At 62.9% G+C, this 18,967-nt stretch carries 21 protein-coding genes and 1 riboswitch; of the genes, 12 read left to right on the forward strand and 9 right to left on the reverse strand.

The genetic code is table 11. From position 1 onward, the window contains the following. Window positions 1–199 precede the first annotated feature (199 nt). Entirely contained in the window at window positions 200–1,951 is a 1,752-nt protein-coding gene (locus tag AB4Z15_RS03385) for a DEAD/DEAH box helicase (protein WP_442016065.1), read from the forward strand. A 129-nt stretch (window positions 1,952–2,080) separates the two neighbouring features. Here AB4Z15_RS03385 and AB4Z15_RS03390 read toward each other — a convergent pair whose 3' ends face one another. From AB4Z15_RS03390 to AB4Z15_RS03410, 5 genes are all read right to left on the reverse strand, one after another. After that, on the reverse strand, window positions 2,081–2,731 hold the full coding sequence (locus AB4Z15_RS03390) for an MBL fold metallo-hydrolase (protein ID WP_442016066.1): 651 nt from the start codon (window positions 2,729–2,731) through the stop codon (window positions 2,081–2,083). A 9-nt stretch (window positions 2,732–2,740) separates the two neighbouring features. Continuing rightward, the gene (locus tag AB4Z15_RS03395) at window positions 2,741–3,748 is read right to left on the reverse strand and encodes an aldo/keto reductase (protein WP_442016067.1); all 1,008 of its coding nucleotides are present in this window, start codon (window positions 3,746–3,748) and stop codon (window positions 2,741–2,743) included. Window positions 3,749–3,951: 203 nt separating this feature from the next. Then, window positions 3,952–4,338: a DMT family transporter gene (locus tag AB4Z15_RS03400; RefSeq protein ID WP_442016068.1), complete on the reverse strand. Its 387-nt coding sequence runs from the start codon at window positions 4,336–4,338 to the stop codon at window positions 3,952–3,954. Between the two features lie 2 nt (window positions 4,339–4,340). Then, on the reverse strand, window positions 4,341–4,655 hold the full coding sequence (locus tag AB4Z15_RS03405; RefSeq protein ID WP_442016069.1) for a DMT family transporter: 315 nt from the start codon (window positions 4,653–4,655) through the stop codon (window positions 4,341–4,343). 9 nt (window positions 4,656–4,664) lie between these two features. After that, a riboswitch (guanidine-III (ykkC-III) riboswitch) is annotated at window positions 4,665–4,730 on the reverse strand. A 57-nt stretch (window positions 4,731–4,787) separates the two neighbouring features. Next, complete coding sequence (locus AB4Z15_RS03410; RefSeq protein ID WP_442016070.1) at window positions 4,788–5,435, reverse strand: HutD/Ves family protein; 648 nt, start codon at window positions 5,433–5,435, stop codon at window positions 4,788–4,790. Window positions 5,436–5,532: 97 nt separating this feature from the next. Here AB4Z15_RS03410 and AB4Z15_RS03415 point away from each other — a divergent pair, with 97 nt between their 5' ends. The 3 genes from AB4Z15_RS03415 to AB4Z15_RS03425 all read left to right on the forward strand — a co-directional run bounded on the left by AB4Z15_RS03415 (window position 5,533) and on the right by AB4Z15_RS03425 (window position 7,403). Further along, on the forward strand, window positions 5,533–6,129 hold the full coding sequence (locus tag AB4Z15_RS03415) for a phosphoribosylanthranilate isomerase (protein WP_442016071.1): 597 nt from the start codon (window positions 5,533–5,535) through the stop codon (window positions 6,127–6,129). Between the two features lie 335 nt (window positions 6,130–6,464). Then, the gene (locus AB4Z15_RS03420) at window positions 6,465–6,914 is read left to right on the forward strand and encodes an SRPBCC family protein (RefSeq protein WP_442003289.1); all 450 of its coding nucleotides are present in this window, start codon (window positions 6,465–6,467) and stop codon (window positions 6,912–6,914) included. Between the two features lie 87 nt (window positions 6,915–7,001). Next, complete coding sequence (locus tag AB4Z15_RS03425) at window positions 7,002–7,403, forward strand: YccF domain-containing protein (RefSeq protein WP_442016072.1); 402 nt, start codon at window positions 7,002–7,004, stop codon at window positions 7,401–7,403. A gap of 9 nt (window positions 7,404–7,412) precedes the next feature. Here the strand turns inward: AB4Z15_RS03425 and AB4Z15_RS03430 are convergent, their stop codons facing one another. Together AB4Z15_RS03430 and AB4Z15_RS03435 are read right to left on the reverse strand one after the other, a co-directional pair. After that, entirely contained in the window at window positions 7,413–8,177 is a 765-nt protein-coding gene (locus tag AB4Z15_RS03430; RefSeq protein WP_442016073.1) for a 2-phosphosulfolactate phosphatase, read from the reverse strand. Then, on the reverse strand, window positions 8,174–9,043 hold the full coding sequence (locus AB4Z15_RS03435) for a DUF4031 domain-containing protein (protein WP_442016074.1): 870 nt from the start codon (window positions 9,041–9,043) through the stop codon (window positions 8,174–8,176). Before AB4Z15_RS03435 ends, AB4Z15_RS03430 begins: the two co-directional genes overlap by 4 nt. Before the next feature lie 302 nt (window positions 9,044–9,345). Between AB4Z15_RS03435 and AB4Z15_RS03440 the strand changes: the two genes are divergently transcribed. Genes AB4Z15_RS03440 through AB4Z15_RS03455 form a run of 4 tightly spaced genes read left to right on the forward strand, consistent with a single transcriptional unit; the run spans window position 9,346 to window position 12,446 of the window. After that, on the forward strand, window positions 9,346–9,756 hold the full coding sequence (locus tag AB4Z15_RS03440) for a TOBE domain-containing protein (protein ID WP_416417530.1): 411 nt from the start codon (window positions 9,346–9,348) through the stop codon (window positions 9,754–9,756). Beyond that, window positions 9,753–10,541, forward strand: a complete 789-nt coding sequence (gene modA, locus AB4Z15_RS03445) for a molybdate ABC transporter substrate-binding protein (protein WP_442016075.1) — start codon at window positions 9,753–9,755, stop codon at window positions 10,539–10,541. The genes AB4Z15_RS03440 and modA overlap by 4 nt, the downstream gene beginning before the upstream one ends. Window positions 10,542–10,548: 7 nt before the next feature. Continuing rightward, window positions 10,549–11,370, forward strand: coding sequence for an ABC transporter permease (locus AB4Z15_RS03450; RefSeq protein WP_442016076.1), 822 nt, complete (start codon window positions 10,549–10,551; stop codon window positions 11,368–11,370). After that, complete coding sequence (locus tag AB4Z15_RS03455; RefSeq protein ID WP_442016077.1) at window positions 11,367–12,446, forward strand: sulfate/molybdate ABC transporter ATP-binding protein; 1,080 nt, start codon at window positions 11,367–11,369, stop codon at window positions 12,444–12,446. The genes AB4Z15_RS03450 and AB4Z15_RS03455 overlap by 4 nt, the downstream gene beginning before the upstream one ends. Window positions 12,447–12,469: 23 nt before the next feature. Here the strand turns inward: AB4Z15_RS03455 and AB4Z15_RS03460 are convergent, their stop codons facing one another. After that, a complete protein-coding gene (locus AB4Z15_RS03460; RefSeq protein WP_442003282.1) occupies window positions 12,470–12,805 on the reverse strand; it encodes a hypothetical protein in 336 nt (111 codons plus the stop codon). Window positions 12,806–13,010: 205 nt separating this feature from the next. Between AB4Z15_RS03460 and clpB the strand changes: the two genes are divergently transcribed. Next, on the forward strand, window positions 13,011–15,668 hold the full coding sequence (gene clpB, locus AB4Z15_RS03465; protein ID WP_442016078.1) for an ATP-dependent chaperone ClpB: 2,658 nt from the start codon (window positions 13,011–13,013) through the stop codon (window positions 15,666–15,668). A 5-nt stretch (window positions 15,669–15,673) separates the two neighbouring features. On the opposite strand, the gene AB4Z15_RS03470 is transcribed toward clpB, so the two are convergent. Further along, a complete protein-coding gene (locus AB4Z15_RS03470) occupies window positions 15,674–16,570 on the reverse strand; it encodes a septum formation family protein (protein ID WP_442016079.1) in 897 nt (298 codons plus the stop codon). A gap of 243 nt (window positions 16,571–16,813) precedes the next feature. On the opposite strand from AB4Z15_RS03470, the gene AB4Z15_RS03475 reads away from it, so the two are divergent. The 3 genes from AB4Z15_RS03475 (at window position 16,814) to AB4Z15_RS03485 (ending at window position 18,893) form a co-directional block, all read left to right on the forward strand. Continuing rightward, window positions 16,814–17,038 carry a DUF3073 domain-containing protein gene (locus tag AB4Z15_RS03475; protein ID WP_024818182.1) on the forward strand — a complete coding sequence of 75 codons (225 nt, stop codon included), beginning with the start codon at window positions 16,814–16,816 and terminating at the stop codon, window positions 17,036–17,038. 305 nt (window positions 17,039–17,343) lie between these two features. Next, entirely contained in the window at window positions 17,344–18,126 is a 783-nt protein-coding gene (locus tag AB4Z15_RS03480; RefSeq protein WP_442016080.1) for a VOC family protein, read from the forward strand. Then, the gene (locus AB4Z15_RS03485; RefSeq protein ID WP_442016081.1) at window positions 18,123–18,893 is read left to right on the forward strand and encodes a VOC family protein; all 771 of its coding nucleotides are present in this window, start codon (window positions 18,123–18,125) and stop codon (window positions 18,891–18,893) included. The genes AB4Z15_RS03480 and AB4Z15_RS03485 overlap by 4 nt, the downstream gene beginning before the upstream one ends. Window positions 18,894–18,967 lie beyond the last annotated feature (74 nt).

Raw genomic sequence — 18,967 nt, forward strand, 5'->3', positions numbered from 1 at the left:
GGTGGCCCAAAAGGCTACGTGACGGGGCATTTTTCATGTGAGAGGCACATCCTGCGTCGATGAACGCTTCCATTTGGTCCCGGCCAACGCTCCAGCAGCGAACCGGTAGACCACCTGACTTTTCCTCGGCGAACCCCTGGCCCAACCGGCGTCGGGGGCCGATGTCCGCAACTGGACACCGCCCGAAAGACATAAGTACATGACTACTTTTGCTGCCCTTGGCACGCCCAAGGCCATTGCTGATTCCCTCGCCGCAGACGGCATCGAAGAGGCATTCCCCATCCAGGTGAAGACCCTCCCGGATACGCTCGCAGGCCGCGACGTCCTGGGCCGAGGCCGCACCGGCTCCGGCAAGACCATTGCTTTCGCCATCCCGCTTGTGGCCCGCTTGGCCGAGCGCGAAGCAAAGCATTTCCGCAAGCCGGGCCGCCCCATGGGCCTCGTCCTTGCTCCGACGCGTGAACTCGCAACGCAGATCAACGCCACCATCGAGCCGTTGGCCAAGGCCATGGGCCTGAACACCACGGTGATCTACGGCGGCATCTCCCAGGCACGCCAGGAAAAGGCGCTGCGCGCCGGCGTCGACATCGTCATCGCCTGCCCGGGCCGCCTCGAAGACCTGATCCGCCAGCGGATCCTGACCCTCGAAGCCGTTGAGGTCACCGTGCTGGACGAGGCAGACCACATGGCTGACCTCGGCTTCCTCCCGGTGGTCAAGAAGCTCATGGACATGACCCCCACCCAGGGTCAGCGCCTGCTCTTCTCGGCGACGTTGGACAACGGTGTTGACAAGCTGGTCAACCGTTACCTCTCCAACCCGCTCACGCACTCCGTGGATGACCCGCAGGCTGCCGTCACCACCATGGAACACCACGTCCTGGTAGTCAACGATCAGACCGTGAAGAAGCAGCTCATCGTCGAACTGGCCTCCGGCGCCGGCCGCCGCGTCCTCTTCATGCGGACCAAGCACCACGCCCGCAAGCTTGCCAAGACCCTGACGGACGCCGGCATCCCCGCCGTCGACCTTCACGGCAACCTGTCGCAGAACGCCCGCGACCGCAACTTGGCCGAGTTCTCCAACGGTGACGTTCGCGTCCTGGTAGCCACCGACGTCGCAGCCCGCGGCGTGCACGTTGACGATGTCGAACTCGTCATCCACGTTGACCCGCCCACAGAGCACAAGGCGTACCTGCACCGCTCAGGCCGCACGGCCCGCGCCGGTTCCGATGGCACTGTTGTCACCCTGACGCTCCCGGAGCAGCAGAGCGACGTCAAGAAGCTCATGAAGGCTGCCGGCGTCGACGTATCGTTCGAGCGCGTCACTGCCAACTCGCCGCTGGTCGCCGAGCTCGTGGGCGACATCGCAGACAAGGTTGATCCCCGCACCCGTGCGGCCCTCCTCGCGGCGAAAGCCCCGCAGGGTGGTGGCACGTCAACTGGCGCCAACGCCCAGCGAAAGCGCGCACGCCGTACCGGCGGCCAGGCTGCACCCACCACGGGTGGCCGTGGCGGTCGCGGCGGACGCGGCAAGGTGGCAGCTGAGCCGGTTCGCACCGACATCAACCGCGCTGACCGTCGCGCAGCAATGAACGACGACGTCGCCCGCAGCTCACGCGGCCGCGGTAAGGCTGGTGCCACGCACCGCAACGACGTTCCCGGCTCGCAGGGCCAGGGCGCCCGCAGTGGCCGTCCGGCTTCGGGCCAGCGTGCCGCTACCGGTGGCCAGCGCTCTGCTTCGGCTCCGCGCACCGCGTCCACCACGAGCACCCGCACTGGCGGAAACAAGGCTGTTTGGTCTTCCGCGACGGGCGCTACATCCGGCGGATCCTACGGTTCGGGCTCCGGTGCTTCCGGCAACTCCGGTCGCGGGGGCTCCGGCGCCGGTCGTCCGGCACGCAGTGGCCCGCGCCGCGCATCGGCACCGGCTTCAAACGAGCGTCGCGGCCGCTAATACCCCACCGGCACCCTCGCCTCGCAAGCTCGGCCAGGGAACCCTGCCGGCGTGGGCCCGGGTTGGAAGGCCCGCTCTGCGCACTGTCCCCAAGGAATAGAGCGCAGAGCAGGCCCCGCAACGCATGCCTCACCAGCCGCGGGCGCGCCACTCCTCAAGGTGTGGCCGCTCGGCTCCGAGGGTCGTGGGCAATCCATGGCCCGGGTGCACCACAGTCTCGTCCGGGTAGGCGTCGAACAGCCGCTCTTTCACGTCGTTCAACAGTGAAGTGAAACGTGAAGGATCGCCTTGTGTGTTGCCGACGCCTCCGGGAAACAACGAGTCCCCACTGAAAATGTGGGCAGGCCCGTCCGGATCCTGGTAAACGAAAGCGATCGAGCCAGGGGTGTGTCCACGCAGGTGGACCGCCGTGATCTCGAAGTCGCCGAACCGCTCGACGTCGCCGTGACCAAGCGGGACATCCACAGGGACGGGCAGCGCATCGGCGTCGTCCGCTCCTGCAGAAGTGCTGGCGCCCGTAGCTGAGACCAGCTCACCCAAGGCACGGATGTGGTCCCAATGCTGGTGCGTGGTTGCGATTCGGACGAGCTTCGGCACCTCGGAAGCATCCGTTTCGCTGTCCTTCAGGAGTTGCTGAATGGCTGGAAGGTCGTCGGCGGCGTCGATCAACAGCTGCACGCCGGTGGACTTCGAGGTCAACAGATACACGTTGTTGTTCATCTCGCTGACCGAGATGCTTCGGATGGTGACGTCACGCGATGAGTGAATAAGCGAATCCATCGGCTCAGTCTATGCAGTGGTCGTGTTGGCTTCGCGGCCTTGCGACACCCAGTTGGGGTCGGCAGAACGTGAACCCACGACGGCGTCCGCGGCTTGGTCGAGCACCTCAAGTTGCGCTGTTCCCAGTTGCAGGGACAGAGCGCCAAGGTTCTCGTCGATGCGGTGCGTTTTGCGCGTGCCGGGGATGGGGACCACCGGCAGTCCAAGGCGCTTGCCTTGGGCGAACAGCCAAGCCAGTGCTACCTGGGCTGGAGTTGCACCCAGGTCATCGGCTACCTCCCGAACCGCGGCCACTACGGCCTGGTTTGCATCGAGGGCCTCGCCACCAAAGCGGGGAATCTTGTGGCGGAAGTCGTTTTCGCCCAAGTCGCTCGCGCTAATGGTTCCCGTGAGGAACCCGCGGCCGAGCGGCGAATAAGGCACAAAGCCAACACCGAGTTCCTTCGCTGCGGGAACAACGTTTTGCTCAACATCCCTGCTCCAGATTGACCATTCACTCTGGACCGCGGCAATGGGATGGACGGCGTTGGCCTGCCGAAGCTCCTCGGCTGTCACCTCAGACAGTCCGAGGTGCCGAACCTTGCCCTCCCGGACCAGCTCCGCCATGGCCTCCACGGTTTCCACTATCGGAACGCGGAGGTCACGGCGGTGCAGGTAGTAGAGGTCAATCACGTCAGTGTCCAGGCGGCGGAGGCTAGCTTCTGCCGCCTGCCTGACGTAGGGCGCATCGCCGCGAACTCCCGTGTACCCGTTCGCGGCGTTGCCCTCTATCCCGAACTTTGTTGCCAACTGGACCTCGTCGCGCCGGCCCTTCAGGAGCTTGCCTACCAACTCCTCATTGCTTCCCGCGCCGTAAACATCTGCGGTGTCGATGAACGTAATTCCCGCATCCACCGCATGCCTAAGTGTCTGCAGGGCTTCCTCGGGGTCGATTCCCCCATACACCGGCGTCAGGGCCATGCCGCCAAAGCCGAGGGGGCTAACAGAAAGGCCATCGCCGAGTTGAACTGCAGTCATGAACTTCTCCCATGCGTGTTGGTATTCGAAGTGCCCTTTGTTGGCGTGAACTCCATGGACGCGATGGGTATTCCTGCGTGAGGCTGCGGTCCTTCCCAGTTGCTCGGGCCCTGACGAACTCCAAAGATGCACGGTCCCCGTGTTTCCGGGGTTTTGCCGGCACTGGGGCAGGTGCGAGTGGCGGTAACTGGGAAGGAGCGTGGCTACTCGGCTTTGGCTACAGGTTTCTCAGCCGGCAACGCCTTCAAACCGGCAGCACAACCCACGATTCCGGCGATGAAGAGAAGCTTCAGCGGGCTGGCAGGCTCTACCCCTGTAACCATCGCCCACCCAACAGTCAGCGCAGCGCCGATTCCAACCCACACCGCGTAGGCGGTGCCCAACGGAATCCGTTTCACCGCGATCCCGAGTCCGAGCATGCTCAACGTTGCCGTCACCGCGAATACCAAGGTGGGCATCAACTGGGTGAAGCCGTTGGAAAGTCCCAGCGCGGTGGCCCACACGGCTTCGAGGACGGCTGAAGCAAGGAGAACCAGCCAGAAGACGCCGTTCTTCGCAGAGTTCTGGGTCGTGGTGGTCGTTGCAGCCATGGCTACGCCACCACCTTCAGGCCAACCACGCACGCGCCGATCCCTGCGAGCAGCAGCAGCCGGGCCGTCGTCGCGCGTTCCACCTTGGTGATCATGGCGTAAGCCGACGTAAGGACGACGCCGACACCCACCCACACCGCGTACGCCGTACCGGTAGGAATGGATTGCATGGCTATCGCGAGGCCGCCGGTGCTGGCGATGACACTTACCAGGAAAACGACTGTGGGGACTGGCTTGCGGAAGCCCTGTGATCGGTGAAGGGCAGCAGCCCAAACGGCTTCAAGCGCTCCGGAGAGAATGAGAATTAACCACGACATGACAGATCCTTTGGCCAGTCTTGTCGCGTGCCGGGTACTGAACCGTCGTCCGGAGGTTCCAGAGCGGAACCTTCATTTCAGGCTAGCAACTCCTGCAGAGCGTGGCCACTTCTGGTGGTCAAAGTCACCAGCTCAGGCGTTTGCGGGGTCCACTTTGTCGATGGAGATTACGGCAACAAAACCCCGGCCCGAGATCTCGGGGCTCCGCGTATCCGAGCCCACCACGGCGTCGTACCGGTTCAACTCAACCGGTTCGGCCAAGCTGGCAGCCGGGCTGGCGCCGTCGGACTCTTCCCCCACAGCGGCGCCTTCCTCCGGAGCCGCGCCAGGCGTGACCGTCGCCTTGCCTTCCAGGAGGACGGCCAGCTGGCCCTCGAAGACGGGGTGCGCGCGTTTCTTGGAGATCTCGACGATGGACGTGTAGCCCTTGAACGCGCTGGCGCGAGCGATGACATTGAGATCGCGGATGTCCCCGGTGGGCAGTGTGGCGGACGAAGCTGCCTCGCCGGAGAAACGGAACGGACGATACTTCTCCAACGGGTGCTCTTCGCCGTCGACGGTCAGCAGCAGCAACTCACCGTCAATGATGGTGATGACCCGTTCCATGCCCGGAAAATTGGAGAAGTCCCCGGCCTTGGAGACGTCGGCGATGCTGACGCGCCAATCCCATGCCCCATCCTGGGCCGAGGCGGCCTTAGGGTGGCTGGCGAGTTCGCGCGTCACCCCGCCTCCATTGCGCCACGGTTCGGGGTGGACGTCGGCAAAGCGGATAATCTCCATCCGACCAGCCTAGTGGTGGACACAGCTTCTGCGTTGCCAGCATGGCTTGCTAACGTCATATGTGGAATACGTTGGGAATACGGCCGGAGGCACAGGAATGTTCGTCAAAGTGTGCGGATTAAGCACACCCGAATCCGTCCGCACAGCCGTGGACACCGGGGCGGACGCCGTCGGCTTCGTGCTGACGTCCAGCCCACGTGAGGTCAGTCCTGACCAGGTACATGTACTACTGCCGCTGGTGCCCGCAGGTGTTCGTGCCGTGGCCGTGTTCCGGCACGAGCCCGCCTCCGACGCCGTTTCTGTTGCCCGCGCCGCCGGACTCACGTGGGTTCAACTGCACGGCACCCGGACTGCCGAGGACGTCAAAACAGTGCACGACGCCGGAATGCGGCTCATCCGGGCCGTCACCATGGGTGCCTCCCCGGACGAGTTCAGCGATCTTGGCGAGGATCTGCTCTTGATCGATGCAGCCGTGCCAGGCTCGGGGGAGTCTTGGGACTACGCGTCCGTGCTGGCCAAGGGACTGGGCGACCGGGAGTGGTTGCTCGCGGGCGGTCTCGAACCCGGCAACGTCGCCTTTGCCGCCGCTGCGGCCGGTGCTTGGGGAGTGGACGTTTCCTCAGGTGTGGAGTCGTCCCGTGGAGTGAAGGACCTGGCGAAGATCCGCGCGTTCGTGGAAGCTGCAAAGGCCTGACGTTCTCTCACGTCCTGCTGCTTTTCGGCCGTTCTCTGTCACGTCCTGCCGCTTTTGGGCCGTTCCTCTGTCACGTCCTGCCGCTTTTGGGGCGTTCTTCTCTCACGTCCTGCCGGCGGACACCCCCGAACGGTTCATGATGTGAGAGAACATCGGGTCATTCGGGTGATTGATGTGAGAGAACGTTGGGGAATTCGGGTGATGATGTGAGAGAGCATCGGACTTAGCACTGGCACACCCTAGACTCGCTCACGGCGACACGATTCACTGGAACACGCCACTGGACTTACACGCGGAACCAAGCAATCGGACCAACGAAACCAGGAGCCCAAGCAATGAGCACGGAACAGCACACCCTGACCCTGATCCGCGAGTTCGACGCCCCGCGTGATCGGATCTTCGATGCCTGGATGGACCCGGATCAGCTCACCAAGTGGTTCGGGCCCGTGGAAGTGGATGCTCCACGCGACAAGATCATCGTGGAGCCGCGCGTGGGCGGAATCTGGCAAGTGGTCATGGCATGGACGGACGACGAGGGGGAGCAGGAAGCACCCATCGAAGCTGTCATCACGGAGTTGGATGCACCCGCGCTCCTCGTAGCAAGGGCAAAGGCTGCTCCCGATGCCGATCATGAGTACGAGGAAATGCACCTCGAATTCGAAGACCTCAACGGACGCACCCGGATGCATCTCACCCAGGGACCTTTCGCATCTGAAGAATGGGTCGAAATGACACGGGATGGCTGGGGAACTTCCTTCGACAAGCTGGACGCGTTGCTCGACTAAATCGCCCCTGATGCGTCGTCAAACTCAGGGCCGATTCAGGGCAGACCCTGAGGCTTAATGTCGGTCCGGCAAGGGAGAATTGAGACTATGAAAACGCTGCTCAACATCATTTGGCTGGTCTTCGGTGGTTTCTGGTTGGCACTGGGCTATTTCGCAGCAGGCATTATCTGCTGCGTGCTCATTGTGACCATTCCTTGGGGCATCGCTTCGTTCCGGATCGGCGCATATTGTTTGTGGCCGTTTGCCCGGATGGTGGTGGAGAAGCCCGGCGGAACGGGTGTCTTCGCACTTCTGGGCAACGTGATTTGGCTACTGGTTGCTGGTATCTGGATTGCGATCGGCCACGTGGTTACGGCTTTCGCAATGGCCATCACCATCATCGGTATCCCACTGGCTATCGCGAACCTGAAGCTGATCCCGGTATCGCTGATGCCTCTCGGCAAGCAGATTGTGCCGACAAACCAGCCGTTCGTCAGCACCTATCGCTAGCTCGCCGGTCTAATCGGTGGCACCGACGCCCTGAAAAGCCCCATCCGTCAGCAATGCAACCACAGTGCTGCCATCCAACTCGGCGGCAATTGCCACGTCTTCAATGAAGCCCCCATCGATTAGTTCCCGCCCGCTGGAGCAGCCGCGCAGCACCGAGGCCAGCTTGGGCTCGGCGGCGTCGAAGGCCGCGGCCGCAGATCCGGCTTCAGGTGAGAAATTACGGCGCCCCGACCCTGCTAATCCGGCGATGAATGCTCCAGCTCCGAGCTCGTCCTCCAATGCTGGCCGCAGCGAGCCATTGGTCCACTTCTCACCTGCGGCGATCACAGCAATCACCGCATCGGGAGGCAATGTGGCATGGACCCAGTCGGCGGTCGCTGCGGCGTTCCGTAGGCACACGGCCACTACTTGCCGTGCGGAGTTGGCGAGCTCATGGCTCAGCGTCGAGCCGTTGGGCGATGGCAGGACCACACGCTCCAGATGCGGCGCATGATGCAGGCTCGCCGGAGACAAACTCAACCCCTCCCCGCCACGCGGTCCGGCCAGCGCAGCCTGATGATGAGCGGCGAACTCACTCGCCGCAGCATCGCGCATCGGGTAGGGAAAAACGGCCGCCCCACGATCCACGGCGACGCTCACGCACGTCGTGAACGAAAGGACGTCAACCACAACAGCAAGGTCCGCCCGAGGCACTATGGCGCGGGCGCCGTCGAGCCCCCATTCGAACCGGACCGAGTACGGCAATTGCCGCTGGGGCGCTCCCGGTTCGCTCATCCGAGTTCGGCTGTGAGGTTGCGGCGGGCTGCGTCAAGCCAGAGCGCCTTGGCCCGCTCACCGTGGAAGAGAGGGTCCAGTGACAGCAGATGACGCACGACGGCGGCACGCCCCTTGGCGAAGTCGTCGTCGCTGATGTGGGCATAGTCTTCCCGGACGGCGGCCAGGTAGCGCGCGTAGGACTGTTCGTCGCCTCCGAGTACGGAGAGATCGGCGTCGCAGAGGAGGGCTCCGGCATGGTCGCCGGGTTTGGGATTGTGTTCGGCGGTGAGCCGTACCAATCGGGCCACCTCGGCGACGTCTTCCGGGGCCAGACGCGCAGCAGTCAGTCGGTCCTCGGCAAGCCGCGCGGATTCTTCCTCGTCCTGCCCCGCGACACCTTCATAGACGGCGTCGTGGAACCAGGCCGCTAGCGTGACTGTGCGGGCAGGGAGGGCGGGTTCCGTCAAAACGTCCAGGGCTTCGAGGACGGCCAGCAAATGGGTCCGACTGTGGTACTTACGGCCGTCCTCGCCCCACCGTTCCAGTAGTTCCAAGCCGAGTTCCTCGTGCCCAGGGTAGGTGCTGTTCCATCGCTCCATCAGCGGAACGGTGAGGGCTTTGCTGCGATCGCGTGCGGGAATGCGAAGGCCGCTCGCAATGAGTTTCCGGACCAGGACCCTTGCCTCCACGGGAATGGCTCCAGCCGCTACGAGGTCGTTGTAGCGGCGTTCAGGAACGTCGTAGTGGTCGCCGTCGAACGCCCTTTCGGGGACTCCGGCTGCCTCGGCGAAAGCGTGAAGCTCGTCCAAGGACTTGTCTGATACCAGATGTGAAAACACGGTGCCGTGGGCGGGCCACAGGGGCGGATCGACATATACGGCCATTGGCAAAGTGTAAGCCAAACGATCCTTCCCAGTTACCGGTCGTCGGAGCGGCTACCGCCGAGCGTCCGCCCCGGAAGCACAGGCTTCACTGCCCGTGTGGTCACAGCAACTGGGAAGGAGCGTAGGAGTTCCTTGGCAACAGGTTACGGCTATGGCTCCACGCCGGATAGAGTACGACGGCGGCCCGCACCGTTTGCCGCCCAGCGCACCAGCGGCGCTCTCGCCTGGAACTAGACAGTAACATTCCGTTTTGCGGAGTTATCACACAATAGAATCCGCAAATACGGCCTTAGAATATTTTCATGCCGCAAATACGGATCTCCGAAGCAGCCCGGTTCCTTGGTGTCAGCGACGACACTGTGAGGCGGTGGACCGAGAACGGAACACTTACCGCCCGGAAGGACGCCGCGGGCCGACTCGCTGTGGATGGCTTGGAGCTCGCCAAGGTTGCCCGCGATCAGTCCCACCTTCCGGACGATCCCGCCCGTACAGGCAGCTCGGCCCGGAACCGCTTCGTCGGTCTGGTCACGGGCATTACGGCGGACAAAGTCATGGCACAGGTGGAGCTTCAATGTGGGCCGTTCCGTGTGGTGTCGCTGATGAGCAGTGAAGCCGTGCGCGAGCTTGGTCTGGAACTTGGGTCAGTGGCTACAGCGGTGGTGAAGGCCACAACTGTCATCATCGAAACGCCTCAGGGAAAGAGCGTCGTATGAGGAACACTGGCACGAAAGCCATGGGGCTCTTAGTCGCGGTGGCCTTGGCAGCCGGTATGGCGGGCTGTGCTTCCAACGCCGCAGGCCCAACGGCAACCGGGAATCAGCTGGGGGGCACCATCACCGTCTTCGCGGCAGCGTCCCTCAAAGCACCGTTCACTCAACTTGCCCAGGACTTCGAGGCCAAAAACCCCGGCACCAAAGTGAACCTTAGCTTCGCCGGTTCTTCCGACTTGGCAACGCAAATCACCCAGGGTGCACCAGCTGATGTGTTTGCCTCAGCCGATGCCAAGAACATGACCAAGGTCTCGGACGCAAAACTCGTGGACGGCACCGCGACAAACTTCGCCACGAACATACTGGAGATCGCGGTCCCGCCCAGCAACCCGGCGTCGATCTCTTCCTTCGCGGACCTGTCCAAGCCCGGCGTCAAAGTTGTGATCTGTGCCAGCCAGGTTCCTTGTGGTGCGGCCGCGGAGACGATAGAGAAGGCCTCGGGGACCACCTTGAGCCCGGTCAGCGAAGAGTCATCAGTCAGTGATGTGCTGGGCAAGGTCGTCTCGCAGGAAGCCGACGCCGGGCTGGTTTACGTGACGGACATCAAGGGTGCTGGGAGCAAGGTGAAGGGCATACCGTTTCCGGAGTCCGGCAAGGCAGTCAATACGTATCCGATCGCCACTGTGGGCACCAGCAAAAACAAGGACCTCGCCCGGGCCTTCATTGCCATGGTCACCGGCAGCGCGGGGCAGAAGGTCCTGGGCGACGCTGGCTTCGGCCCGTCGTAGGAACGCAATGAATCGAACTGGATACCACGGCATCCCACGGTGGATCTATGGAATCGCCGTTGTGGGCGGACTGCTGGTGATTCTTCCCCTGCTCGCGATGCTGGTGCGCGTGAACTGGTCCCAGTTCCTTCCGCTCATCACGTCGGAATCGTCGCTCGATGCGTTGGGCCTGAGCCTGAGGACGTCAGCAGCAAGCACCCTGTTGTGCATCGTGCTTGGTGTGCCGTTGGCACTTGTCCTGGCCCGCGGGGAGTTTCCCGGGCAGAGGCTGCTGCGCTCCTTCGTGCTGTTGCCGCTGGTGCTGCCGCCCGTCGTCGGAGGTATCGCGCTGCTCTACACGTTCGGGCGGCAAGGTTTGCTGGGGAAGCCGCTCGAAATGGCCGGAATTCAGATCGCGTTCTCCACGACGGCCGTGGTGCTTGCACAAACATTCGTGGCCTTGCCGTTCTTGGTTGTCAGCCTCGAAGGCGCCCTGCGGACTGCGGGAAGCAAGTATGAGGCCGTGGCGGCGACCCTGGGCGCGCGGCCAACCACGGTCCTCCGCCGGGTCACACTGCCCTTGGTCCTGCCGGGGCTCGCGTCGGGCGCCGTTTTGTCCTTCGCGCGCAGCCTCGGGGAGTTTGGCGCTACCTTGACCTTCGCCGGCAGCTTGCAAGGCGTCACGCGCACCCTTCCCTTGGAGATTTACCTTCAGCGCGAAACTGACCCCGACGCCGCCGTCGCTCTGTCTCTGGTTTTGGTGGCGGTGGCCGCGGCAGTAGTTGGCCTCAGCTACGGTCGACGCCCCAGCAACACTGGCGCAAACGCCCCTGCGGACGTCCAGCCATGACGTTTGAACTGGAAGCGAGCCTTAAATCCCGCAACTTCGAGATGTCAATCAAGCTTTCCGACGGCGAAACGCTAGCCATTCTCGGTCCCAACGGCGCCGGAAAATCAACTCTTCTTGGCGTGATTTCGGGCCTGCTGCGGCCGGATTCCGGACGGGCCCACATTGGCGGCAGGCAGCTTTTTGACCTCGATGGCGGCAATCACCGGTGGAGCGCCCCACACCTGCGCGGCACTGCGCTGCTCGCTCAGGAGGCGCTGCTGTTTCCGCATCTGACCGTGCTGGACAACGTCGCCTTCGGGCCGCGCAGCAAGGGCAGATCCAAAGCCGCGGCCCGCGAAACCGCCCGGCTTTGGCTGACTGAGGTGGACGCCCTTCATCTGGAATCCCGCAAACCAGCAGAGCTGTCCGGTGGTCAGGCACAGCGTGTGGCCGTTGCTAGGGCGCTCGCCACGGAGCCCGAGTTATTGCTCCTCGATGAGCCGATGTCGGCCCTGGATATCCATGCCGCACCACTGCTGCGCCGCGTCCTCAAACGGGTCCTGGATGGACGCAACGCCATCATCGTCACGCACGACGTCCTGGACGCCTACATGCTCGCCGATCGCGTCATTGTCGTGGAGAACGGGCGGATTTCCGAGGAAGGCCCAACCCGCCAAGTCCTCGAACGCCCTCGGAGCCACTTTGCGGCCGGGCTTGCAGGACTGAACCTCGTCGGCGGAATCATCTCCGAGCAGGGAATCACGACGCCGGATGGCCGGGTTTTCGCCGGACAGCACGATCCGGAGTGGTCACCTGCACTCGGCCAGGCAGGCGTGGCGGCCTTCCCGCCGTCGGCCGTTTCCGTTTTTCTTGGCGAAGTGCACGGAAGCCCACGCAACTCCTTTCCTGTCACCGTCAGTGACTTGGAGCCGCACGGCGACCAGATCCGCGTCAGGGCGGGCGGACCGGGCGCGGGGGAGCGCGGCACGTTGTCCGCAGATATCACTCCTGCTGCCTCTGCCGATCTCGGCCTGGCACCGGGCGTGGACGTGCGGTTCGTCGTGAAGTCCGCGCTGGTCTCGATCTATCCGGCGTGAGGCCAGCCCCGCCTGGTTGGCAGTTACATGCCTGGAATGTCCAGGGCCTCGTAGACCTGGATGCTGGCTCCGGGCATCATCAGGTGCGGGTGGCCCTCCAGGAGAGCGAGGGCGCCGTCCATGTTTTCGGCCTGGAGGATGGTGTACCCCGCTACGCCTGTGTTGGTATCGGAGACACCTGAGTTTGCCACTTCCTTACCTCCGCCCAGAGGCGTGCCAAGATCGATGATCCCGTCGCCGGCCTTGTTGGCCCAGTCCATCCAGACCTTCATGCCTTCGGCTGCTGACTCAGGGGAGGCTTCTTCCATTGCGGATTCGGCGGACTGGGGAGCGGTGTAAAGCGCCACGTACTTAGTCATGTCGTGTCCTTTGTTGCAGGCATTTGTCGGTGGTTCCACCCTGTCACTGCCTGATCGTAGACCCCTGTTATTCACATAGCCATGGTTTCGTCTGGACAGGTGTTTCGCCGTGGGCAAACATGGAACACATGGGCCACAAAGCAAAGTTGAGCGTAGTAGACTCAACTTTGAAAGTATTGGTCTTACTCCAGAAAGGGAGCTTTCGTTGGACGTCAAATTCACCACCAAAAGCCAGGAGGCCCTTTCTGCGGCCGCCATGAATGCCTCTACTGCCGGCAACCCGCAATTGGAGCCAGCACACCTGCTGAAGGCCCTCATGGACCAGCGCGAGGGCGTTGCTGTTGCACTCCTGCGCGCCACGGGTGCCGATCCTGATGCCGTGAGCGTTCAGGCCAGTTCGGCCATCAAGTCGCTGCCGTCCTCTTCGGGCAGCTCGGTCCAGCAAGCCCAGCTCTCCCGGCAGTCCATGCAGGCCATCCAGGCTGCCCAGAATGAGGCCGACAAACTCGGCGATTCCTTTGTCTCTACTGAGCACCTGCTCTTGGGGCTTTCGGCTGGCAGTGACACCGTTGGAAAGTTATTGCGCGACGCCGGTGCCTCCCACGAAGCACTGCTTGCCGCGCTGCCGGGTGTCCGGGGCGATCGAAAGGTCAACTCGCCGGATCCCGAAAATACGTTCCAGGCCTTGGAGAAGTTCGGCACGGACCTCACTGCTATTGCCCGCTCAGGGAAGCTGGACCCGGTCATTGGGCGTGACAGCGAAATCCGTCGCGTGGTTCAGGTCCTGAGCCGGCGCACCAAGAACAACCCGGTACTGATTGGTGAGCCTGGCGTAGGTAAGACCGCGGTAGTCGAGGGCCTCGCCCAACGCATGGTTGCCGGCGACGTCCCGGAGAGCCTCCGCGGCAAGACCCTCATTGCCTTGGACATGGCCTCCATGGTTGCGGGCGCCAAATACCGCGGTGAATTCGAGGAGCGGCTCAAAGCGGTTCTGGAGGAGATCAAGAACTCCAACGGCCAGATCGTCACATTCATCGATGAAATCCACACGGTAGTTGGAGCTGGCGCAACGGGCGACAGCGCGATGGATGCGGGCAACATGCTCAAGCCGATGCTGGCCCGCGGCGAGTTGCGGCTCATTGGTGCCACCACCCTGGACGAGTACCGCGAAAACATCGAGAAGGACCCTGCCTTGGAACGCCGCTTCCAGCAGGTTTACGTGGGCGAGCCGAGCGTCGAGGACACCATCGGCATTCTGCGCGGCCTCAAGGAACGGTACGAGGCCCACCACAAGGTGGCCATCGCCGACTCTGCCCTGGTGGCAGCTGCAACCCTGTCCAACCGGTACATCTCGGGCCGTCAGCTCCCGGACAAAGCGATCGACCTCGTGGACGAGGCCGCATCACGGCTTCGGATGGAGATTGACTCAGCGCCGGAGGAGATCGATCAACTCCGCCGTTCCGTCGATCGCCTCACCATGGAAGAACTGGCCCTGCAGGGCGAGACTGATCCTGCATCCGTTGAGCGGTTGGCTGCCCTTCGCGCTGACATGGCGGACAAGAAGGAAGCACTCAGGGCCCTCAACGCCCGTTGGGAAGCTGAGAAGGCCGGACTCAACCGGGTTGGTGACCTCAAAGCCAAGATCGACGAACTGAGGTCAGCCGCCGAAAAGTACCAGCGAGAAGGCGATCTCGAGTCGGCGTCGCGGATACTTTATGGCGAGCTGCCTGCCCTCGAACGAGAGCTCAATGCTGCGGCCGAGGAGGAGTCCGCGCGCGGCGACGCAAAGCCCGAACTCATGGTCGCAGAGGATGTGACAGCAGACGACATTGCGGAGGTTATCTCGGCGTGGACCGGCATTCCCGCTGGGCGCATGCTGCAGGGTGAATCTCAAAAGCTGCTGCATATGGAAGAGGAACTCGGTAAGCGCCTGATCGGCCAAACCAAGGCTGTACAGGCAGTTTCGGACGCCGTCCGCCGCGCGCGGGCGGGCATCAGCGACCCCAACCGCCCCACGGGCTCGTTCCTGTTCCTTGGCCCCACCGGCGTCGGCAAGACCGAGCTCGCAAAGGCCTTGGCCGACTTCCTCTTTGACGACGAACGGGCCATGATCAGGATCGACATGTCCGAGTACGGAGAGAAACACTCTGTCGCACGCTTGGTTGGTGCCCCTCCGGGATACGTCGGCTACGAGGAAGGCGGTCAGCTGACGGAAGCTGTGCGTCGCCGGCCGTACTCCGTTGTGCTGCTCGACGAGGTGGAAAAGGCCCACCCAGAAGTGTTCGACATCCTCCTGCAGGTTCTGGATGATGGCCGTCTCACAGATGGTCAAGGGCGGACGGTGGACTTCCGCAATACGATCCTGGTGCTGACGTCCAACTCCGGAAGCCAGTTCCTGGTGGACCCGTCCCTCGATGCCAAAGCCAAGCGTGATGCCGTCATGGCCGTGGTACAGGCCTCGTTCAAGCCGGAGTTCCTGAACCGTTTGGACGAGATCGTGCTGTTCGACCCCCTGTCCGTCGAGGAGTTGGCCCGGATCGTGGAACTTCACGTTGCCGAACTCACCAAGCGTCTGCGGGACCGCCGCTTGACCCTCGAGGTGAGCGACGGAGCCCGCGCCTGGCTCGCCATGTCCGGCTATGACTCGGCGTACGGCGCGCGGCCTCTGCGACGTCTCGTCCAGCGCGAAATCGGAGACCGCCTGGCCAAGGAGATCCTTGCCGGAACGATCACCGATGGCGACACCGTCTTGGTGGATACTGCGGCCGACGTCGATGAACTCACCATTGAGGGATTTGAGTCGCTGACAGGTCCTGACGGCGGCCCGTCTGTGGGCACTGGGCTACTGGTTCGGAAGAAGTAGGCGGGCTACTTATTGAGGAGGTCTTCCTTGATGGTGTTGCCCGAATCCACAACGATGAAGCAATCAACGCGGCGGTCGCCCCGATCCCAACTGGTGGTGCTTGGGTAGACGTTCTGCTGGAGCAGTACGTACTTATCGGCCGCCGCGTGATTCAGCTTTACGTCGCCGCAGACTTCACGGCCCTTGTCCTTCAGCGCGTTCGTGCCGGGGAAGGAATCGTCCGCTGGGTATGTGTGGACGGCGCCCAGTTGGGCTGAATGCTCGGTGTCACAGGGCACGGCCCGGGCTTTGGATGCGTTGGGGTCGAAGTCGGCAAAGCAATCGCCTACCTGGAAATCCTTGGCTTCTGTATCCCGCGGTAATGGGCCAAGGCTTGCCGTGGGGCTCGGGGTGGACACAACAGCCTGAGGCCGTGTACCCAACAGGTTCAGCAGCACCCAGATCACGACGCCGATGAGCACCAGGACACCGACCACGATTGCGCCGATGACAAAACGCTGGCGTTTTACCGGATCCCCGTGCGGGGCGGGTTGGGGCTGCTGGAGGGGATCCCCTGTCCGGGAGGGATCCCCTGGCTGGGAGGGGTCCCCGGGCTTGCCGGGGTGCTCTGGCTGGCCGGACTGCTCCGGCTTGCCGGGGTGCTGGGACTGACCGGAGTATGCCGGCAGCGCAGGATCAGGCTGGTCGCTGGGATTGGGTACGAAGTCCGGATCAAGATCCGGTGCAGGATCAGGCTGCAGGCCTGAAGCCTCGGGCTGTGTTTCCGAGGCTTGGTTCGGCTGCACACCTGGGGCCTGCGGTGGCGTGGGCGGTACCCTGGGCGCAGGTGGCACCCCGGCCTCTCCTTTATCGCGTTTTTCGCGCGGTGAATCATCACGTGGTGGGGTGTTGTCCTCGCTCATATCCCGGAGTCTGCCTTCCTGCTTTGGAGCCGCATTGAGGCAGACTCTACCCAATTTTTTGGTGTATTGGAGGTGGTGGGGAGCGGTTTGGACCGTAGTTGTACCCGATGCAGGTCCGGGGTGGCACGCAGGCACCCCCGAAAGCATGTAATCTAGACATACGACAAATTGACCAAACATTCCGGGGCCTCACCGATAGCCAAGGTGACCACCTCCGGTCCAAGTACAAAAGGGGGTCACGCCATGGGGCGCGGCCGTCAAAAGGCAAAAGCTACCAAGCAGGCTCGGGACATCAAGTACTACTCCCCGAACACTGACTACTCGGCACTTGAGCGTGAGCTCACGGGCCCATCGAGTCGTGTAAAGAGCCACTTCCCCGAAGATCCCCCGGAGCCGGACTACTCGGCTTATGAGGACAAGTACGCGGAAGACGATGACGACGAGGTAGACACCCGCCGTATCGGATAGCTGTCGCAAACAATCGGTGCCTCTGGCACTGACTTGCGTACCGCCGTCGTACATTAAGGTCGTCGCGCATCTTCGGATGCCGAATATCTCTGAAAGAGGCCCGCAGGGCACGCCGTTCATTGGCGTACCCTGCGGGCCTTTTTCCGCATCAGTACCAGCCCGGGTAATCAGGCGCACGTCTGGCGCAAGCAGTGGAAGCGCCATAGCGTAGTCCCCATGGACTCCGACGCGGGGTCAGTTAGGGCCCCATTCCAGGCCTCAACATGGGCCACAAGTGACCCCGCGTTACTAGGAAAGGGAGCGGCATGCCGGCGGTCGAGAGTTACAAGCAGGGGACACCATGTTGGGTGGACCTGTCCTCCACCGACGTCGAGGTTTCCCGGAGGTTTTACAGTGAGCTCTTTGGCTGGGAGCTGGATCCCATGGACGCCGGCAACGGCATGACGTACTATATGGCAAAACTCCACGGCCGGAACGTTGCCGGCATGATGCAGCAAATGCCGGATGCGCCGGAGGGAATGCCGTCCTACTGGGCCAACTACATTGCCGTGGACTCAGCGGATGAGGCAGCGGAACGGGCTGTGGCGGCAGGCGGGTCGATCTTGTTCGAGCCTGACGACGTGCCGAATGGCAGCGGACGGATGTTCTTCGCCATAGATCCCACGGGTGCACAGATCGGCTTCTGGGAAGCTGGAACGCATCCCGGATCCGGCTTGGTCAACGAGCCTGGAACCATGATATGGAACGAATTACAGACCGACGACGTCCCCAAAGCCGTCAGGTTCTACGAGGCCGTCACGGGGTGCAGCAGCGAAACCACACCCGCAGGAGATCTTCAGGAGTACACCAGCCTGCTGGTCGATGGAAAGCGGATTGCCGGTGCCCTCAAGCTGCCGATTGAAGGACTTTCGCCGTTCTGGATGACGTACTTCGGCGTCGAGGACGTAGATACTGGAGTGGAGCGGGCCGTTGAGCTTGGAGCGCACGTAATCGCTCCGGCTTTCGATGTTCCCGGTGTCGGACGAATGGCTGTGCTCATGGACCCCGCCGGCGCCGCATTCAGCATCATGACAGGACTTGCCGCATGACTTCCCGGACGCATTATTCAAGCGGTGAACCCTGTTGGGCCGATCTGCAGACCCCGGACGTACCCGCAGCCAAGGAGTTCTACGGCAAGCTGTTCGACTGGACATTCACGGACCTCCCCACACCGGACGGTCGCAGCTACGCTCAGGCCTTTGTTGGCAAGGACCTGGTGGCGGTCATCGCTCCGCAGAACCCCATGCAGGAGGCTGCGGGCAAGCATGGACAGTGGAACATCTACCTCGCTGCAACGGACGCCGAGGAGATAGCGGAAGGCGCCGTCCATGCTGGCGGGAAGCTCGAGTTTGGCCCGGAGCAGGTTGCCGATACAGGCGTCCTGGCGTTCATCGAGGCGCCCGGCGGCGGGACCACGGGGATCTGGCAAGCGGGCACCCACATTGGAAGCCATCTGTTCAATCAGGCCGGCGCCTTGGCCTGGGCTGAGCTGCTGACTCCGGAACCGCAGGCAGCCATCGCTTTTTTCCAGCAGCTTTTCGGGCATGAAGTCACCGAATATCCCCAGGACGACGGCGGCAGTTACAGCACGCTGATAGTCAAAGGCGAGGAGGTGGCCGGGATTGTCCCTGCCGAAGAGGGCGAAGAAGCCGGCTGGCAGATCTATTTCGGAGTGGCGGATGTTCGTAAAGCCGCCGAAGCTGCCGTGGCCGCGGGTGGAGTCGTGCTCGTGGAGCCGGAAGAACGGCCCGAAGCTGGATCTTTGGCTACGATCCAGGATCCGCAGGGCGGCGTTATCAGTTTGATCCAGATCTGAACAGCAAAAACAAAAAAGAGCGGCCGGGCAGTTGAGATCAACTGCCCGGCCGCTCTTTCACTAAGAGGAAGCGC

Source organism: Paenarthrobacter sp. 2TAF44, assembly GCF_052114885.1.
Classification (GTDB): Bacteria; Actinomycetota; Actinomycetes; order Actinomycetales; family Micrococcaceae; genus Arthrobacter.